The sequence below is a fragment of the Microcoleus sp. B13-B6 genome (assembly GCF_036705405.1).
Taxonomy (GTDB): Bacteria; Cyanobacteriota; Cyanobacteriia; order Cyanobacteriales; family Microcoleaceae; genus Microcoleus.
In genome coordinates, this window is record NZ_JAUBUJ010000150.1 from 1 (window position 1) to 13,090 (window position 13,090).

Here is a 13,090-nt window from a genome sequence, read left to right on the forward strand (position 1 = left end):
TTCTACTCCGTTCGACTTGCATGTGTTAAGCAGACCGCCAGCGTTCATCCTGAGCCAGGATCAAACTCTCCGTGTTGTTGAGTTCTTTTAAGGCTCGTCAAGTTCTTTCCACTCAGCACAAAGGCTGGTTTTTTTCCCTTGACTTTTTTCTCGTTGTTTGCGATATTGAGTTCAGCTCTCGCCTTGACTCTCTATCTTAATTTTTTTGACGAGGTTAATAGTGCTTTAAGCTTTCAAACTATTCTTTTTTCTAGGTTCAGTTTTTTGCCTTTAGTTCGCGGTTCAGTGAACCGCTTCTCTTCTGGCGCTTTATTAATGTATCAACTCTCCCTAGAGTTGTCAAGCGTTTTGCCAAAATATTTTAAAGTTTTTTTTTAACCTATACACACCAAGGGTTTGGGCTAGGAAGCACCGCGGCGGCCTCCGCTGGCTGACTCCTCTTTAGGGCAAGAGGCTGCTTCTTGACCCCCAAATACGGTTTTTGGCCGGAGTCTCTCGCCCGATTCGGTAGAATATTTGCACATCATATATATGTTCTCTATAGAGATGGTCTTCTATATAGTGGAGATGATCTATATATGTGTTCGATCGCCCGCTCATGAAAAAACCTGCCCCTGGCCCTAGTGCCTTGTTCGTTACCTGCGCTTCACTACTGATGGCTTGCACTCAGACGAACACTCCCCAGACATCGACTACAGTATCTCCAGGTACTTCGCCATCTCCGGCAACTCCGCCACAGAGTTCGGCTGCGGGGAACTCTACCGCTATTCCCGTTGGGGTTGGGGTGGCGCAAACTAGCAATGTGGCTTTGCTGGGTCAGGAACAGGTGGCTGGGGCGAAAATTGCTGAGAAGTATTTCAACGATAAGGGGGGTGTGGATGGGACGCCGATTAAACTGGTGTTCCAAGATACGGGTGGAGATGAACAAGGGGCGATCAATGCCTTCAATACTCTGATCAATCAGGATAAGGTGGTGGGTATTGTGGGCCCAACTCTCTCGCAGCAGGCTTTTAGTGCCGATCCGATCGCCGATCGCGCAAAAATTCCCGTACTCGGACCATCCAACACCGCTAAAGGCATTCCCCAGATTGGCGATTATGTGGCCAGAGTCTCCGCGCCTGTCGCCGTGGTAGCACCTAATGCAGTTAAAGCGGCCCTGAAGCAAAATCCCAATATTAAGAAAGTAGCCGTGTTTTTTGCTCAGAATGATGCTTTTAGCAAATCTGAGACTGAAACTTTTCAGAAAACGGTTAAAGATATGGGACTGGAATTGGCAACAGTCCAAAAATTCTTGACTACTGATACAGATTTCCAATCTCAAGCCACTAATGCGATCAATGTCAAGCCCGATTTGATAATTATTTCTGGGTTGGCCGCAGATGGAGGCAATTTAATTAAGCAGTTGCGGGAGTTGGGCTACAAAGGCGTTATCATTGGGGGCAACGGTCTGAATACTTCCAATGTATTTTCGGTTTGCAAGGCTCTTTGCGAGGGGGTTTTAATTGCCCAAGCATACAGCCCGGAATATCAGAATGAGATTAATAAGGCTTTTCGTGATGCTTATCGCGCTCAGTTTAAGAAAGAACCGCCTCAGTTTAGCGCTCAGGCTTTTACTGGCGTACAAGTTTTTGTTGAGTCATTAAAGGCAATTAATGCTCAATCTAAGGTTAGCCAAAAGCCTTTGGCAGAATTGCGTACAAATTTGAATCAGCAGTTGTTGAGTGGAAAGTACGATACGCCTCTGGGGGAAATTTCTTTTACGCCGGAAGGTGAAATCAATCAGAAAGAGTTTTATGTGGCACAGATAAAAATGGATGCTGATGGAAATAACGGTAAATTTGAGTTTTTGAAATGAAGTCAGGCACGAGACGGATTTTGGCACGGATACACGGATGAGTTATTGAGTGTGACTCTGAAGTCACCTCCCCTGCCCCCCCAAGGGGGGAAGTCAGAAGTCAGAGTAAAAATTGTATGTTTTTTGTTGTTGAATGATTTCGGTGTGAGGCTCAATTCTTAACTGGTGATGGACTTAACTCTGTTTCTGCAACAATTTTTGAATGGTTTGTCGATCGGCAGCGTGTATGCTATTTTTGCCCTGGGATACACCCTAGTGTTTTCTATTCTCGGAATTATTAATTTTGCTCACGGTGCAGTGTTTACTTTGGGTGCTTATTTCACTTATGCGCTCATGGGCGGTGCTTTTGGTTTTAACGGGTTGTTGGCTAATGCGAGAATTCCCGTGCAGTTTCCTTTTGCTGTGGCGCTAATTTTGGGCAGTACGGTGGCTGGTTTGGTGGGAGTAATTGTTGAAAGAGTTGCTTTTTTGCCTTTGCGCCGCAGAAACTCAGATCCTCTGCTAACGGTGGTTTCTAGTTTGGGGGCGGCGGTGGCGATCGCCAATATCATCCAGTATCTTGTCGGTGCAGAAATTTACACTTTTCCTGCTAATACTTACGGCTATTTACCTGCTGCAATTAACTTTGGTACGGCAGATAAACAAATTCCTATTCGCACTGTTCAAATAGTGATTTTTGGCGTAGCTATTGCGATTGTTAGTCTTCTAACTTACTTAATAAATTTCACTAAATTTGGCAAAGCAATGCAGGCGGTAGCTGAAGATGCTACTACTTCTAGTCTGTTGGGTATTGATACTGACAGATATATTGTTTTGACGTTTTTTGTGAGCAGTTTTCTGGCTGGTTTGGCGGGTAGTTTGGTGGGTTCTAGTGTTAGTATTGCTGGGCCGTATTTTGGGATTGCTTTTGGCTTGAAGGGTTTAGCGGTGATTGTGCTGGGTGGGTTGGGGAGTATTCCTGGGGCTGTTTTGGGTGGGTTTATAATTGGTTTGGTGGAGGCTTTTGTGCCTGGTGATTTTTCGGCTTATAAGGATGCTGTTGCTTTTGGCATATTGTTTATGATGCTATTGGTGAGACCGCAGGGTTTGTTTGGACGGCGCTTGATTCAGAAGGTGTAAGTTCGTTGCCCGGTTGATAATTCGGTGATTGAAATCAAATCGCTTAAGAGTCAAACTTTCGTCCCAGGAGAGGGGGACTGAAAAATAGAAGCGTTTGAGTCAAATGGTGTAAGAGGATTCGGATATTGAAATCGCTTATTGTCAAACTCTCGTCCCAGTAGAGGGGAACTAAGAAATAAACAAAGTTATGACTGCATTTTTTACTACTTATGGGTTTCTGATTGTCTCGATGTTGCTGGGTGCAATGTTGGGAATGTCGCTATATTTGCCTTTAATGACTGGACAGTTGTCTCTGGCTAGCCCTGGTTTTTATGCTTTGGGTGGGTATATTGCGGCGATTTTATCTACGACGGTTTTTCAACAGACAGGGGGTTTATTTCCGCTGCCACTGCTGTTATTGGAGATGATAATTGCAGGGATTGTTTCGGGGTTGCTGGGGATTTTGGTGGGAATTCCCGCGCTGCGGTTGAGTGGGATTTATTTGGCGATCGCAACTATTGCTTTTGTGGAAATTTTGCGGGTTTTATCGCTGAATTTAGATATCACTGGCGGGGCTGTGGGGATTTTTGGGATTCCGCAACCGTTTGGGACGCCGATCGAGTATTTGTGGATTGTACTACCTTTACTGTTGGTGAGTATGGCGATTGTCTATCGGCTGGAACGGATTCGGGTGGGGCGGGCTTTTGCGGCGATTCGGGCTGATGAGTTGGCGGCGGATGCGATCGGCATTAACCCAACTTTTTATAAGGTTTTGGCTTTTACGTTAGGTGCTGTTTTAGCTGGGGTTGTGGGTGCTGTTAGTGCCCATTTTCTGAATACTTGGAACGCGCGTCAAGGTACTTTTGATGCTAGTATTATTTACTTGACTTCTGTGTTGATTGGTGGTAGCAGAACGTTTCTGGGAGCAGTTTTGGGTGGGATGGTGTTTACTGCTTTACCGGAGGTTTTGAGGGGAATGGCGACTATTCAGGGATTGCCGGTTTGGTTGGCACAATTTCTGCGGGATGGACGGTTAATTATTTTTGGGGTGCTGATTGTTTTGGGGACGATATTTTTTCCGCAAGGTTTGGTGACGCCGGAGTTGTTGAAGAGGTGGAGGAAGGGCGATCGTACTTCTGTTTAAAATTAGATTTTTGGTAAAGAAAGGTGCGATCGCATCCCCACTCCTTATTGATCGCCTATCCATAAAAAAAGTAAGGGGCGATCGCATCCACACTTTTGATCGATCGCCTATCTATAAAACCGTGTCTCACAGATCGCTTATGATAAATGTATTCTTGTATGTCTGGGAGTTTAAACTATGTCTCTCGCTGAGTTAATTCCTTTGGTGGACAGTCTGAGCCAGTCAGACAAATTATCACTCTTCAAACTCCTAGCTGTGCAAATCCCAAAGGCTGAACTACAAGTTATCTTTTCTGCATCAGAGTATCCGGTTTGGTCGCCTTACGACGCAACGGAAGCTGCAAACATTCTTCTTTCGAGAATTTGATGTTTGTTTTCAGAGATCGCGATGCACGATCGAGATTATCCGCTTCTAATCAGCGTCGATGTCGATCGGGAAAAAAGAGAGGGGCGATCGCCGATCGATAGCTTAGAGGTGTAAACAAATGGTTTCAAAGCTTGTGTGGAGTTTTACAATGCTCCACACAACCTGCAAGATTCGCGATCTGCACTGCTTATTAGCGTCCAATCGCCTTCTTGATTCGTTCTTCAAGAATGCGATGGATGTAAGCATCTTTTGCAAGGTCTTGATGGCTAACCCGTACCTGCTTTGTTCCTTTTCTACCTTTACGGAAAGGTGTGGGAGCTTTAAATCCAGGGCAGGTTACTTCATCCCAACGACATTCTGTTGTCACTGGGGAGAAATCTGCATTTCGAGCGATGTTCTGTGAATCTTGATCGCATGTGCGTGCATTACATGGAATTGACCCGTTAACTTTAAAGTCATTCGGGAATGGTAGATTCTCCTGCCATCTGTTGAAGAAATAATCTACATTGCTCGGAACAGGGAGAGCTATGAGAGGAGCACGAAAGCCTCCTGTTCTAACAGGATCAATAACTCCAACAAATTGAATGCGACGATTGATGCGAGGAAGAAGCTTTAGAACTGAATCTCCACCAAAGCTATGCCCAATCAAAATTAGAGGACGACTTTTATCAAGTTTGTTGTTAATGAAATTGGCTCCCTCCTGCAAAAATCGCGCATCACTACTGGTATCGCCGCTTTTTCCACCTTGATCAAAGTTGCTGTAGGGAACGCTTCTGATCTCAGCGTTTATTGATGGCAGCCTATCTGCAATGCCCCATGCACAGCAGTTCCCATAGCCATTGACGAGCACAATATATGGGCGTGATGATTGAGCAGTGGCTGAGTTAATGAATGACTCTGCTCCAATCAATGAGGCACATACTGAGGCACATACTACTGCACCGATCCCGGTCAATACTTGACTCAACTTCATGTGTTACCTACTACTTAACTATTAATTGTCCCGCAGTTGCAGTACAATACTCTTCTTGCTCGGCTTATCCCGCACATCTGCGGTTTAACTCCGAACAGTCCGAACACCTTCTGCTCTGCCTTAACCCAATCAAAACCCAAGCCCGATCGCCCTGTCAGTCGGATTGAGTCGGAACTTTCCAGAAAAATTTGCCCAAATGTCACAAAGATCGGATAATATCGGAAAAACCTCCCTATCTGACCGATCGATAGACATTAGAAGCCTGAAAACTGGTAGATGAAATTTTGTTCACGAATACAGCTGATCGCCCAAAACCTATAAGATAATTTGGAAGTGCGATCACAACTCGCAACCTAGTAAAGCACCATCGGTCGCTATTGGAGATTGGGATTAGATGTACACTCCTTTCTTCCAGCGAAGCTGATTTTTATCCTTTTCCACATGATAGACCGATCGCACAAAACTGCAAAGCGAAAAAAGACGGAAAAAGACGGGCATTTCTAAAATCGCAATGCAAGGCGGAAAAAGACGGATAAAGGCGGATAAAGTCGGGTATACTAACTATAGTTCTCCGACCCCCTACTGATGGACACTGCCCATATCTTGCAATTTGTAGATAAAGTGCTCAGCGCGAAGACAGGCCAACATCTCAATGACTTGCAGCGCGGAATTATCGAGGGAATACTGAAGCGACAAAAGTATTCTGATATTGCAGATACTTACGGTTGTACGGCGGGTCATGCTAAGGATGTAGGTTACAAGCTTTTACATATGTTATCTGATGCTTTTGATGAACCAGTTGATAAAGGTAATCTGGAATCTGTTCTAGAACGGCAATTAAATCTGAATATAAATTTTGGCGATCGCACTACTAATTTTGGTAATAGCAATACAATTAACTATATCAATGGTTGCTCAGAACTACCCACTCCTACTCCCGATAAAAGTCGGTCTGAGACTCCCGACTACCAGGATGGCACGAATCAAGTTAAAATTGAAATGGTTGGTAAATTACGACAGTTGGGATTGAAGGATGAGCAAATTGCAGGGGTGCTAGGGCTGACCTTGGAGGTGGTGAAGCAGATAGATTGATAATAGCTTTTAGTTGTTTAAAACACACATCCTCAGTCAGGAGGTAGAAGTTTTATGTTTGCAGTTGTCACGCCAGAAAAAATTCATTTGCCCCCAGGAACACTTATAAAATTCCCCGGAAACTGGCAGGATTACCAAGCACTTGTAGAACAATTGGGCGATCGTCAGATTCCACGCATCAAATATCGACCAGGAGAGATTTTGTTAATGTCCCCTTTACCAGTACACGGAAAACAATCTCATATTATTGCAATGGTGGCAATGGTTTTCCTAGATTACTTGGGGCGAGATTATGAAGCGTTTACACCAATTACGATGGATTGGCCGGAGGTAAGAGGAATTGAACCAGATTATTGTTTTTATATCGATAGTTGTGCGACAATAATTGGTAAAGATCGGATTGCTTGGGGTGTTGAACCGCCGCCCGATCTAGTAATCGAAGTAGACGTAACTAGCTACACGGATTTAGATGATTACTTGCCTTATCAAGTGCCGGAAGTGTGGCTGTTTAAGAAAAATAAGCTCAGAATTTACGACTTGCAAAACAATCGATATGTAGAAAGTTCAGTTAGCCGTTATTTTCCCAATTTTAATGTATCAGAAATTGTGGAGGAATGCTGGCAAATGTCGCGCGATCGCCCTACAAGTACAGTCATTCGGGAGTTGCGGCAAAAAATTGAAAGGGAAAACGGTTGAATCATATCGTGTTCGGTGAATTGACCATAATTCCTGTAGGGGCAGGTTCACCAACAATAATCGCCTAAAACCCACAATTATCATAAACCTGCCCCCGCCCAACGATTACAAACAACTTTGAGTGCAGGTAATTAAACAAACATGGTATTCTGCCAAATCTTAATAGTTTTGTCACTGCTGCCGCTAGCCATAAACTCTCCTTCCGTGCTAAAATTAACGGAATAAACCGAGTTAGTATGACCACTAATATTAAAAATTTCTTGACCGTCTTTAACTCGCCAAATCTTGATAGTTTGATTGCTGCTGCTAGCCAGAATCTCGCCATCGGGACTAAACGCGATCGAATCAACATACCAAGAATGTCCTGTGATAGTTAAAACTTCTTGCCAATCTTTGACCCACCAAATTTTAATAGTATTGTCATGGCTGCCGCTAGCAAAAAACTCTCCATTCGGACTGAAAGCTATGCAGCGAACGGAGTCTGTATGACCTGTAAGTGTGCGAATTAGCTTCCCATCTGTGACTCGCCAGATTTTGACTGTTTTGTCCCAACTGCTGCTAGCAAGAGTTTCTCCATCAGGGCTAAAAGCAACACAATAAACTAAGCTGATGTGACCCGCAAGCGTGCGAATTTCTTGCCCGTCTTTGACTCGCCAAATCTTGATTGTTTGATCCCAACTGCTGCTAGCAATTATTTCGCCATCGGGACTGAAAGCTGCGCCGTAAACTGAGTTAATGTGACCGCTCAGAGTACGCATTTCTTGCCCGTCTTTCATCCGCCAAAGTTTGACAGTTTTGTCGTGGCTGCTGCTGGCTAGCATCTGTCCGTCCGGGCTGAAAGCTACTGTATAAACTGAGTTAGTATGACCTGTAAGAGTCACTATTTCTTGCCCCTCTTCCACTCGCCACAGCTTGATTGTTTTGTCATCGCTGCCGCTGGCTACAACTTCTCCGTTGGGGCTGAAAGCAACAGAGTAAATTAAATTTTTGTGACCTGTTAGCGTGTGAAGACATTGCCAGTTATAGGTTTGCTGTTGGGGGTGGGCGGGAGTTTTTCCGGGTTTAACTAACTTGAAATTTGTTTGAGGAATTGCTAGATCGATCGCCACTTGGGGATTAATTTCTTTTAATACTTCAACAGCCGTTTGATAGCGGCGGTTGGTAGCATTTTCAATCATTTGGTCTAAAATTTTCCCGAGTTGTTCACTCACCGGGTTGTTGGCTAAATACTGCCGCCATATCCAGGCATCTTCACCAGGATCGAAGAGGTCAAAAGGGGAAACTTGAGTTAGCAAATACAAACAAGTTACGCCTAAACTGTACAAATCGCTGGTAAAAAATGCTTTGCCTCTAGCTTGTTCGGGGGCGATGTATTCGGGGCTGCCGATGCTGGTTCCTGTTTTGAGTAATGCTGTACCTGTGGCAATTTTTGCGGCGCCAAAGTCTACTAAAACTAATTGTTTGTCGGCGCGGCGGATGATGTTCCCGGGTTTGATGTCTCGGTGAATAACGTTGTGGGAATGGATGAAGTGAAGGACGGGTAATAAACTATTGAGTAATTCTTGAATTTGATTTTCTGTAAATGTGCCTTCTGTTTCTACAATTTGTGCTAAATTTTGCCCGTCGATAAATTCTTGGACTACATATTGTCTGCTGTCTTGGATGGAATAGGCTAATAGTTCTGGAATTTGAGGGTGTTTGCCCAATTCGTCTAATCGCATTGCTTCTTGTTCAAAAAGTTCGGCTGCTTTTTTGCTGTTGCGATTGCTTGCTGATGGGATGAGTTGGATTTCTGGGGGTAAAAATTGTTTGATGACGCAGCGAGGTTTTGAGGGTTTGTCTTCGTCAACGGCGAGGAATGTTCTACCAAAACCGCCTTGTCCGATCGCCTTTATAGCCCGGTAGCGATCGCGCAGCAGCAGTTTTGAACGGCAATGTTTGCATAATTTGACTGCGGGGGGATTTTGCGGTTTGGAACAGTTAGGATTCAGACAGTAACTCATTCGATTTTAGATTTCGGATTTTTGATTTTTGATTTTAACTTTTTGAATATTTCCACAGCGCAGTAGATATTATACCTCATTAGCTTTTTAGGAAGGGGCTAGAAGCCCATTCCACAAGAAATTCACTCTTTGTGGAACGGGCTTCTAGCCCGTTAAGCGAGAATGGTGATCTGGGCGTGAGTTCCGGGGTACCTTACTATATATGCCAGTTGCGTCAGTTCTGTTTTAGAAATTCCACATAACGGGGTTATCGTCTAAATGATCGGTGACTGTTCGCCCGATCACGTCAATTTCTTTTAATTCCTCTTCACTCAATTTTACCTCAGCAGCTTTAGCATTTTCGGCTGCTTGTTCCCCGTCGCGCGCGCCGACAATTGCATTTGTTTGTGGCTGGGAAATCAACCAAGCTAAAGCTAAGTTGCCCAAGCTTATCTGGTGGCGATCGGCAATTGGCCTGAGTTGATTTAATGCTGTTTGCACTCGATCGTAATTTTCTTTGATGAACAGCTTATTTTTGGCGCGGTGGTCGCCTTCTTCAAACTTGTGTTCTGGCCCGAATTTACCTGTCAATATTCCTTGAGCTAGAGATGAATAGGCAATGATGGAGATATGATTGTCCACACAATAGGACATAGCATCTTTTTCTACCCAGCGCCAAAACAGAGAATAGGGCGGTTGCAAGCTGTCGATGCGTCCGTATTGGGCGGCTTCTTCTATTTGGGCGCGGGAAAAGTTGGAAACGCCGATCGCCCGAATTTTTCCCTGTTCTTTTAACTTATTCAGGGCGTCCATTGTTTCTGCAATTGGCACTAACTCGGAATTCCAACTGCCAGCGGGCCAGTGGATTTGGTAAAGGTCGATATAATCGGTGTTGAGGTTTTTTAGCGATCGCTCGCACGCTTCGATTAACAAATCGGGTTTCAGGTGGTTGGCGAAAACTTTGCTAGCATAAACTACTTGCCATCGCACATCTGAAAGTGCTTGACCGATAATTTGTTCCGAATGCCCTTCTCCGTAAACCTCAGCCGTATCAAAGGTGGTAATACCTGCCTCAAAAGCCGCGCGCATTGCTTTGACAGTTTCAGCATCCTCAATTCCCACCCACATCCGCTTCCCAGCTTGCCAAGTCCCCATAATTATCGGGGTAATCTGAATTTGTGATGTTCCCAATTGTCGCTTTTGCATACCCTAAGTCCTCATTTATATTTTTAGTATTCACCCTCAAGCTCTCTAATCTTAACAGAAAAAAGTTGGGTAGTCATGCACAGTAATGATATCGTTTTTTTATGCAAAAATTATAGTGAGGTACAAAGTTAAAAATTGCCCCAATATGGTTTGACAGTTTTTTTGAGAAAGACAAGGTTTTACCAACCAAACGAGAAATTCACGGGCGTAAAGTATTATTAAGTGTTTCACTATAAGTGGTTTTCCCCGATTTTTTACCTACAGGTCGATGTCTTTTAAAAGGTAGCAGTTCTGAATAATATTCCCAAAAATCAGTATAACAAACAGCACATTGTCTCTAGACCAATACGGTTCAGTTAATGTTTTTTTGTCCGAAGAGAGCTTTGCGCGATACATAAGCCCTTCGGGCAGGAGTCGCCAACGCAGGATCTGTTTTTCACAGGGTTTTGTCTCCATGAGTGTCTTATGTGAACTCTATTGACCTATGGACATTTTATTGGCAAAATACAACCTTTTGCTAGCAATCCCTCAATCCATTCTACCCTCGTCCCAAACTACCTTGTAAAGCAATAATTTAATTCTGTAAAATCAGTTTTGCATCTTGTGTTGCTTGAGAATTTTAGCGGGACTGATAAATGAAATGCCCTGAGAAGAAGAGGTACTAATCATGACAGCTTCAATGACAGGCTCATAAACCGTTTTTTCTGCAACCCACTCCACAATAAAGTTTGCACCTGAGCCTCCACTTGTATCATCTGCTGCAATAAAAAAGTCTGTGGAAGCAAGGGGCTTGAGTTCTACTGGACTCTTAATGTCGTGCCTAATCAATTTCCCATCACTATCGTAGTAACGCACCGAAGTAATAATAATCGAATTTGTCAGATCCGTATTGCGGATACTGAGCGTGGCTGACAAATTCATGATCTGATCCTGGCTATTGTAGTGATAAATATGTGAGTAAATAGGGACATATACGGTTTGTCCCATCACAACTTTTGTTTTATCTAACGGGACTGCTTTCAGTGAAATTTCACGTTTTATATCGGGTTGTTGTCTTTGTGAGGTAGTTTGGTCCCAACAAGAGCTCAGGACGATCGCGGCGATCGCCAAACCAACCCAGAAATCATGTTTCAGCTTCATCGGCATTCATCCAAATACACCACATATAGCCTTTCTCAGTAACATGAGGTGCTCTCGCGGGTATAGGGCATAGGGCATAGGGCATAGGGCATAGGGCATCAGTTGCGAGCGGTGTGTACCTCATTTTATTGAGAACCGCTATACATTACAGTTACGTCTAAAACAGAGTGCACTTTCTCTCTCGTTTGAGGCGGCTTAGTGATAAGGTTTGAGCGGCAGTTCAACCTGGAACGTTGAGCCCAGGCCCACTGCACTTGTCACCTGTATTTGTCCGCTGTGTGCCTTGACAATTTGTTGGACGATCGCTAAACCCAGCCCAAAGCCTCCGCTATCCTGCGATCGCTCGGTGTCTACTCGATAGAAGCGATCGAAAATATAGGGTAAGTCCGCTTCTGGAATACCGATTCCCGTATCGATGATCTGAATGACTGCCAAATTGGAATGAAGAACTAGACGTATCTTTACAGTTCCGCCAACGGGAGTATATTTACAGGCGTTGTAAAGCAAGTTTTCGACTACTTGCCGTAGCAAATCAGGATCAGCCAATAATTCAATCCGTTGTTCCGGTGATTCGCAGGTTAGTTTGATATTTTGGGCTTTTGCAAGTGCGAGAAACTGGGTTGCTAAATTGCTGAGGAGCTCGTTGAGATTGATTAACCTGAGCGATTCCGGCGCAAGTCGCCCCTGATGACGAGCCAACAGCAGTAAATTATTCACCAGCGTTCCCATTGATTTTGCGCTATCTACAATGTTTTCTAAGGGAGGATGGTAACGTGAATCATCACCCGCCATGAGCAACCCAAGCTGGGCATTAGTGAGAATGGCAGACAGGGGCGATCGTAACTCGTGAGAGGCATCGGCTGTAAAGCGCTGAAGCTGCTGATAGGCTTGCCGAATCGGTTGCATGGCCAGCCCGCTGAGAAACCAACCTGTGAGGGCAATTAAGCCCAGTGTCAGCGGGACAGCGAGAGTTAGCACAATCTGAAGCTCAGTGAGCCTGTTTTGAGTTTCTGTCAGGGGAGTTGCAACCTGAAGATAACCGAGTACCCCTGTTCTACCTTCAACGGGTAATGTCACCTGACGCAGCCAGATTCCTGTTCCCAAAAGTGGATCGGTCGATCGAACTGTGAGATAATCAAAAGGCGTATTTAACCGATCGGGAGGAGAATTCCCAAAAAAACGAACTAGCCGCCCTTGTGCGTTATACCAGCGCACGTAAATCAGATCTTCAGCAAGGGGATGCGAACCACTGCCTAACAAGGAAACATGACTCAGATCGACCTGGTTCGGGTTTTGGCGAACTTCATAATGCACGCTGGCAGCCATGACTCTAGTTTTGTCATACAGCAGTCGATCGAGCGCCTCTAGTTTATCTTTTACCTCAATCTGATAAATCGCCCCAGCAAACAGCACGAGAATGCTTCCCATTGAGAGGGTGAACCAACGAGCCAGATTGCGACGGTTAAACTAAGCGATTCCCTCACGGGAACCACTCGTCTTCAGAACCGGACGTGACACTTTCGCGTCATCCGGCTCCT

The 13,090-nt window shown here is 44.6% G+C and carries 11 protein-coding genes, 1 rRNA gene and 1 pseudogene; 6 read left to right on the forward strand and 7 right to left on the reverse strand.

Translation table 11 applies throughout. The annotated features are described in order from the left end of the window. Nucleotides 1-76 (reverse strand): 16S ribosomal RNA (locus tag QUB35_RS36245); the annotation flags it as partial. 579 nt (nt 77-655) lie between these two features. Here QUB35_RS36245 and QUB35_RS36250 point away from each other — a divergent pair. From QUB35_RS36250 to QUB35_RS36265, 4 genes are all read left to right on the forward strand, one after another. Then, nucleotides 656-1,855 carry an ABC transporter substrate-binding protein gene (locus QUB35_RS36250; RefSeq protein WP_333147498.1) on the forward strand — a complete coding sequence of 400 codons (1,200 nt, stop codon included), beginning with the start codon at nt 656-658 and terminating at the stop codon, nt 1,853-1,855. Nucleotides 1,856-2,023: 168 nt separating this feature from the next. Next, the gene (locus QUB35_RS36255; protein WP_333147500.1) at nt 2,024-2,974 is read left to right on the forward strand and encodes a branched-chain amino acid ABC transporter permease; all 951 of its coding nucleotides are present in this window, start codon (nt 2,024-2,026) and stop codon (nt 2,972-2,974) included. A gap of 187 nt (nt 2,975-3,161) precedes the next feature. Beyond that, on the forward strand, nt 3,162-4,097 hold the full coding sequence (locus QUB35_RS36260) for a branched-chain amino acid ABC transporter permease (RefSeq protein WP_333147501.1): 936 nt from the start codon (nt 3,162-3,164) through the stop codon (nt 4,095-4,097). Nucleotides 4,098-4,274: 177 nt separating this feature from the next. Then, nucleotides 4,275-4,463, forward strand: a complete 189-nt coding sequence (locus QUB35_RS36265; RefSeq protein ID WP_333147502.1) for a hypothetical protein — start codon at nt 4,275-4,277, stop codon at nt 4,461-4,463. Between the two features lie 190 nt (nt 4,464-4,653). Here QUB35_RS36265 and QUB35_RS36270 read toward each other — a convergent pair whose 3' ends face one another. Further along, on the reverse strand, nt 4,654-5,436 hold the full coding sequence (locus QUB35_RS36270; RefSeq protein WP_333147504.1) for an alpha/beta hydrolase: 783 nt from the start codon (nt 5,434-5,436) through the stop codon (nt 4,654-4,656). 585 nt (nt 5,437-6,021) lie between these two features. Between QUB35_RS36270 and QUB35_RS36275 the strand changes: the two genes are divergently transcribed. After that, on the forward strand, nt 6,022-6,528 hold the full coding sequence (locus QUB35_RS36275) for a hypothetical protein (protein WP_333147505.1): 507 nt from the start codon (nt 6,022-6,024) through the stop codon (nt 6,526-6,528). A gap of 54 nt (nt 6,529-6,582) precedes the next feature. After that, nucleotides 6,583-7,224 carry a Uma2 family endonuclease gene (locus QUB35_RS36280; RefSeq protein WP_333147507.1) on the forward strand — a complete coding sequence of 214 codons (642 nt, stop codon included), beginning with the start codon at nt 6,583-6,585 and terminating at the stop codon, nt 7,222-7,224. Nucleotides 7,225-7,355: 131 nt separating this feature from the next. Here the strand turns inward: QUB35_RS36280 and QUB35_RS36285 are convergent, their stop codons facing one another. The 5 genes and pseudogenes from QUB35_RS36285 to QUB35_RS36305 all read right to left on the reverse strand — a co-directional run bounded on the left by QUB35_RS36285 (nt 7,356) and on the right by QUB35_RS36305 (nt 12,980). After that, entirely contained in the window at nt 7,356-9,227 is a 1,872-nt protein-coding gene (locus QUB35_RS36285) for a serine/threonine-protein kinase (RefSeq protein ID WP_333147509.1), read from the reverse strand. 225 nt (nt 9,228-9,452) lie between these two features. After that, nucleotides 9,453-10,412 carry an aldo/keto reductase gene (locus QUB35_RS36290; RefSeq protein WP_333147511.1) on the reverse strand — a complete coding sequence of 320 codons (960 nt, stop codon included), beginning with the start codon at nt 10,410-10,412 and terminating at the stop codon, nt 9,453-9,455. Between the two features lie 73 nt (nt 10,413-10,485). Further along, nucleotides 10,486-10,749, reverse strand: a pseudogene (locus tag QUB35_RS36295) (IS1 family transposase); the annotation flags it as partial. A gap of 251 nt (nt 10,750-11,000) precedes the next feature. Next, the gene (locus tag QUB35_RS36300) at nt 11,001-11,552 is read right to left on the reverse strand and encodes a DUF3124 domain-containing protein (protein WP_333147514.1); all 552 of its coding nucleotides are present in this window, start codon (nt 11,550-11,552) and stop codon (nt 11,001-11,003) included. 195 nt (nt 11,553-11,747) lie between these two features. Continuing rightward, a complete protein-coding gene (locus QUB35_RS36305) occupies nt 11,748-12,980 on the reverse strand; it encodes a HAMP domain-containing sensor histidine kinase (protein WP_333147516.1) in 1,233 nt (410 codons plus the stop codon). Between the last annotated feature and the right edge of the window lie 110 nt (nt 12,981-13,090).

Bases quoted from the DNA above. Each gene is read 5' to 3' on its own strand.
- QUB35_RS36275 (WP_333147505.1), top strand. From the start codon at position 6,022: ATGGACACTGCCCATATCTTGCAATTTGTAGATAAAGTGCTCAGCGCG.
- QUB35_RS36270 (WP_333147504.1), bottom strand. From the start codon at position 5,436: ATGAAGTTGAGTCAAGTATTGACCGGGATCGGTGCAGTAGTATGTGCC.
- QUB35_RS36300 (WP_333147514.1), bottom strand. From the start codon at position 11,552: ATGAAGCTGAAACATGATTTCTGGGTTGGTTTGGCGATCGCCGCGATC.
- QUB35_RS36265 (WP_333147502.1), top strand. From the start codon at position 4,275: ATGTCTCTCGCTGAGTTAATTCCTTTGGTGGACAGTCTGAGCCAGTCA.
- QUB35_RS36250 (WP_333147498.1), top strand. From the start codon at position 656: ATGGCTTGCACTCAGACGAACACTCCCCAGACATCGACTACAGTATCT.
- QUB35_RS36285 (WP_333147509.1), bottom strand. From the start codon at position 9,227: ATGAGTTACTGTCTGAATCCTAACTGTTCCAAACCGCAAAATCCCCCC.
- QUB35_RS36280 (WP_333147507.1), top strand. From the start codon at position 6,583: ATGTTTGCAGTTGTCACGCCAGAAAAAATTCATTTGCCCCCAGGAACA.
- QUB35_RS36260 (WP_333147501.1), top strand. From the start codon at position 3,162: ATGACTGCATTTTTTACTACTTATGGGTTTCTGATTGTCTCGATGTTG.
- QUB35_RS36255 (WP_333147500.1), top strand. From the start codon at position 2,024: ATGGACTTAACTCTGTTTCTGCAACAATTTTTGAATGGTTTGTCGATC.
- QUB35_RS36290 (WP_333147511.1), bottom strand. From the start codon at position 10,412: ATGCAAAAGCGACAATTGGGAACATCACAAATTCAGATTACCCCGATA.
- QUB35_RS36305 (WP_333147516.1), bottom strand. From the start codon at position 12,980: ATGGGAAGCATTCTCGTGCTGTTTGCTGGGGCGATTTATCAGATTGAG.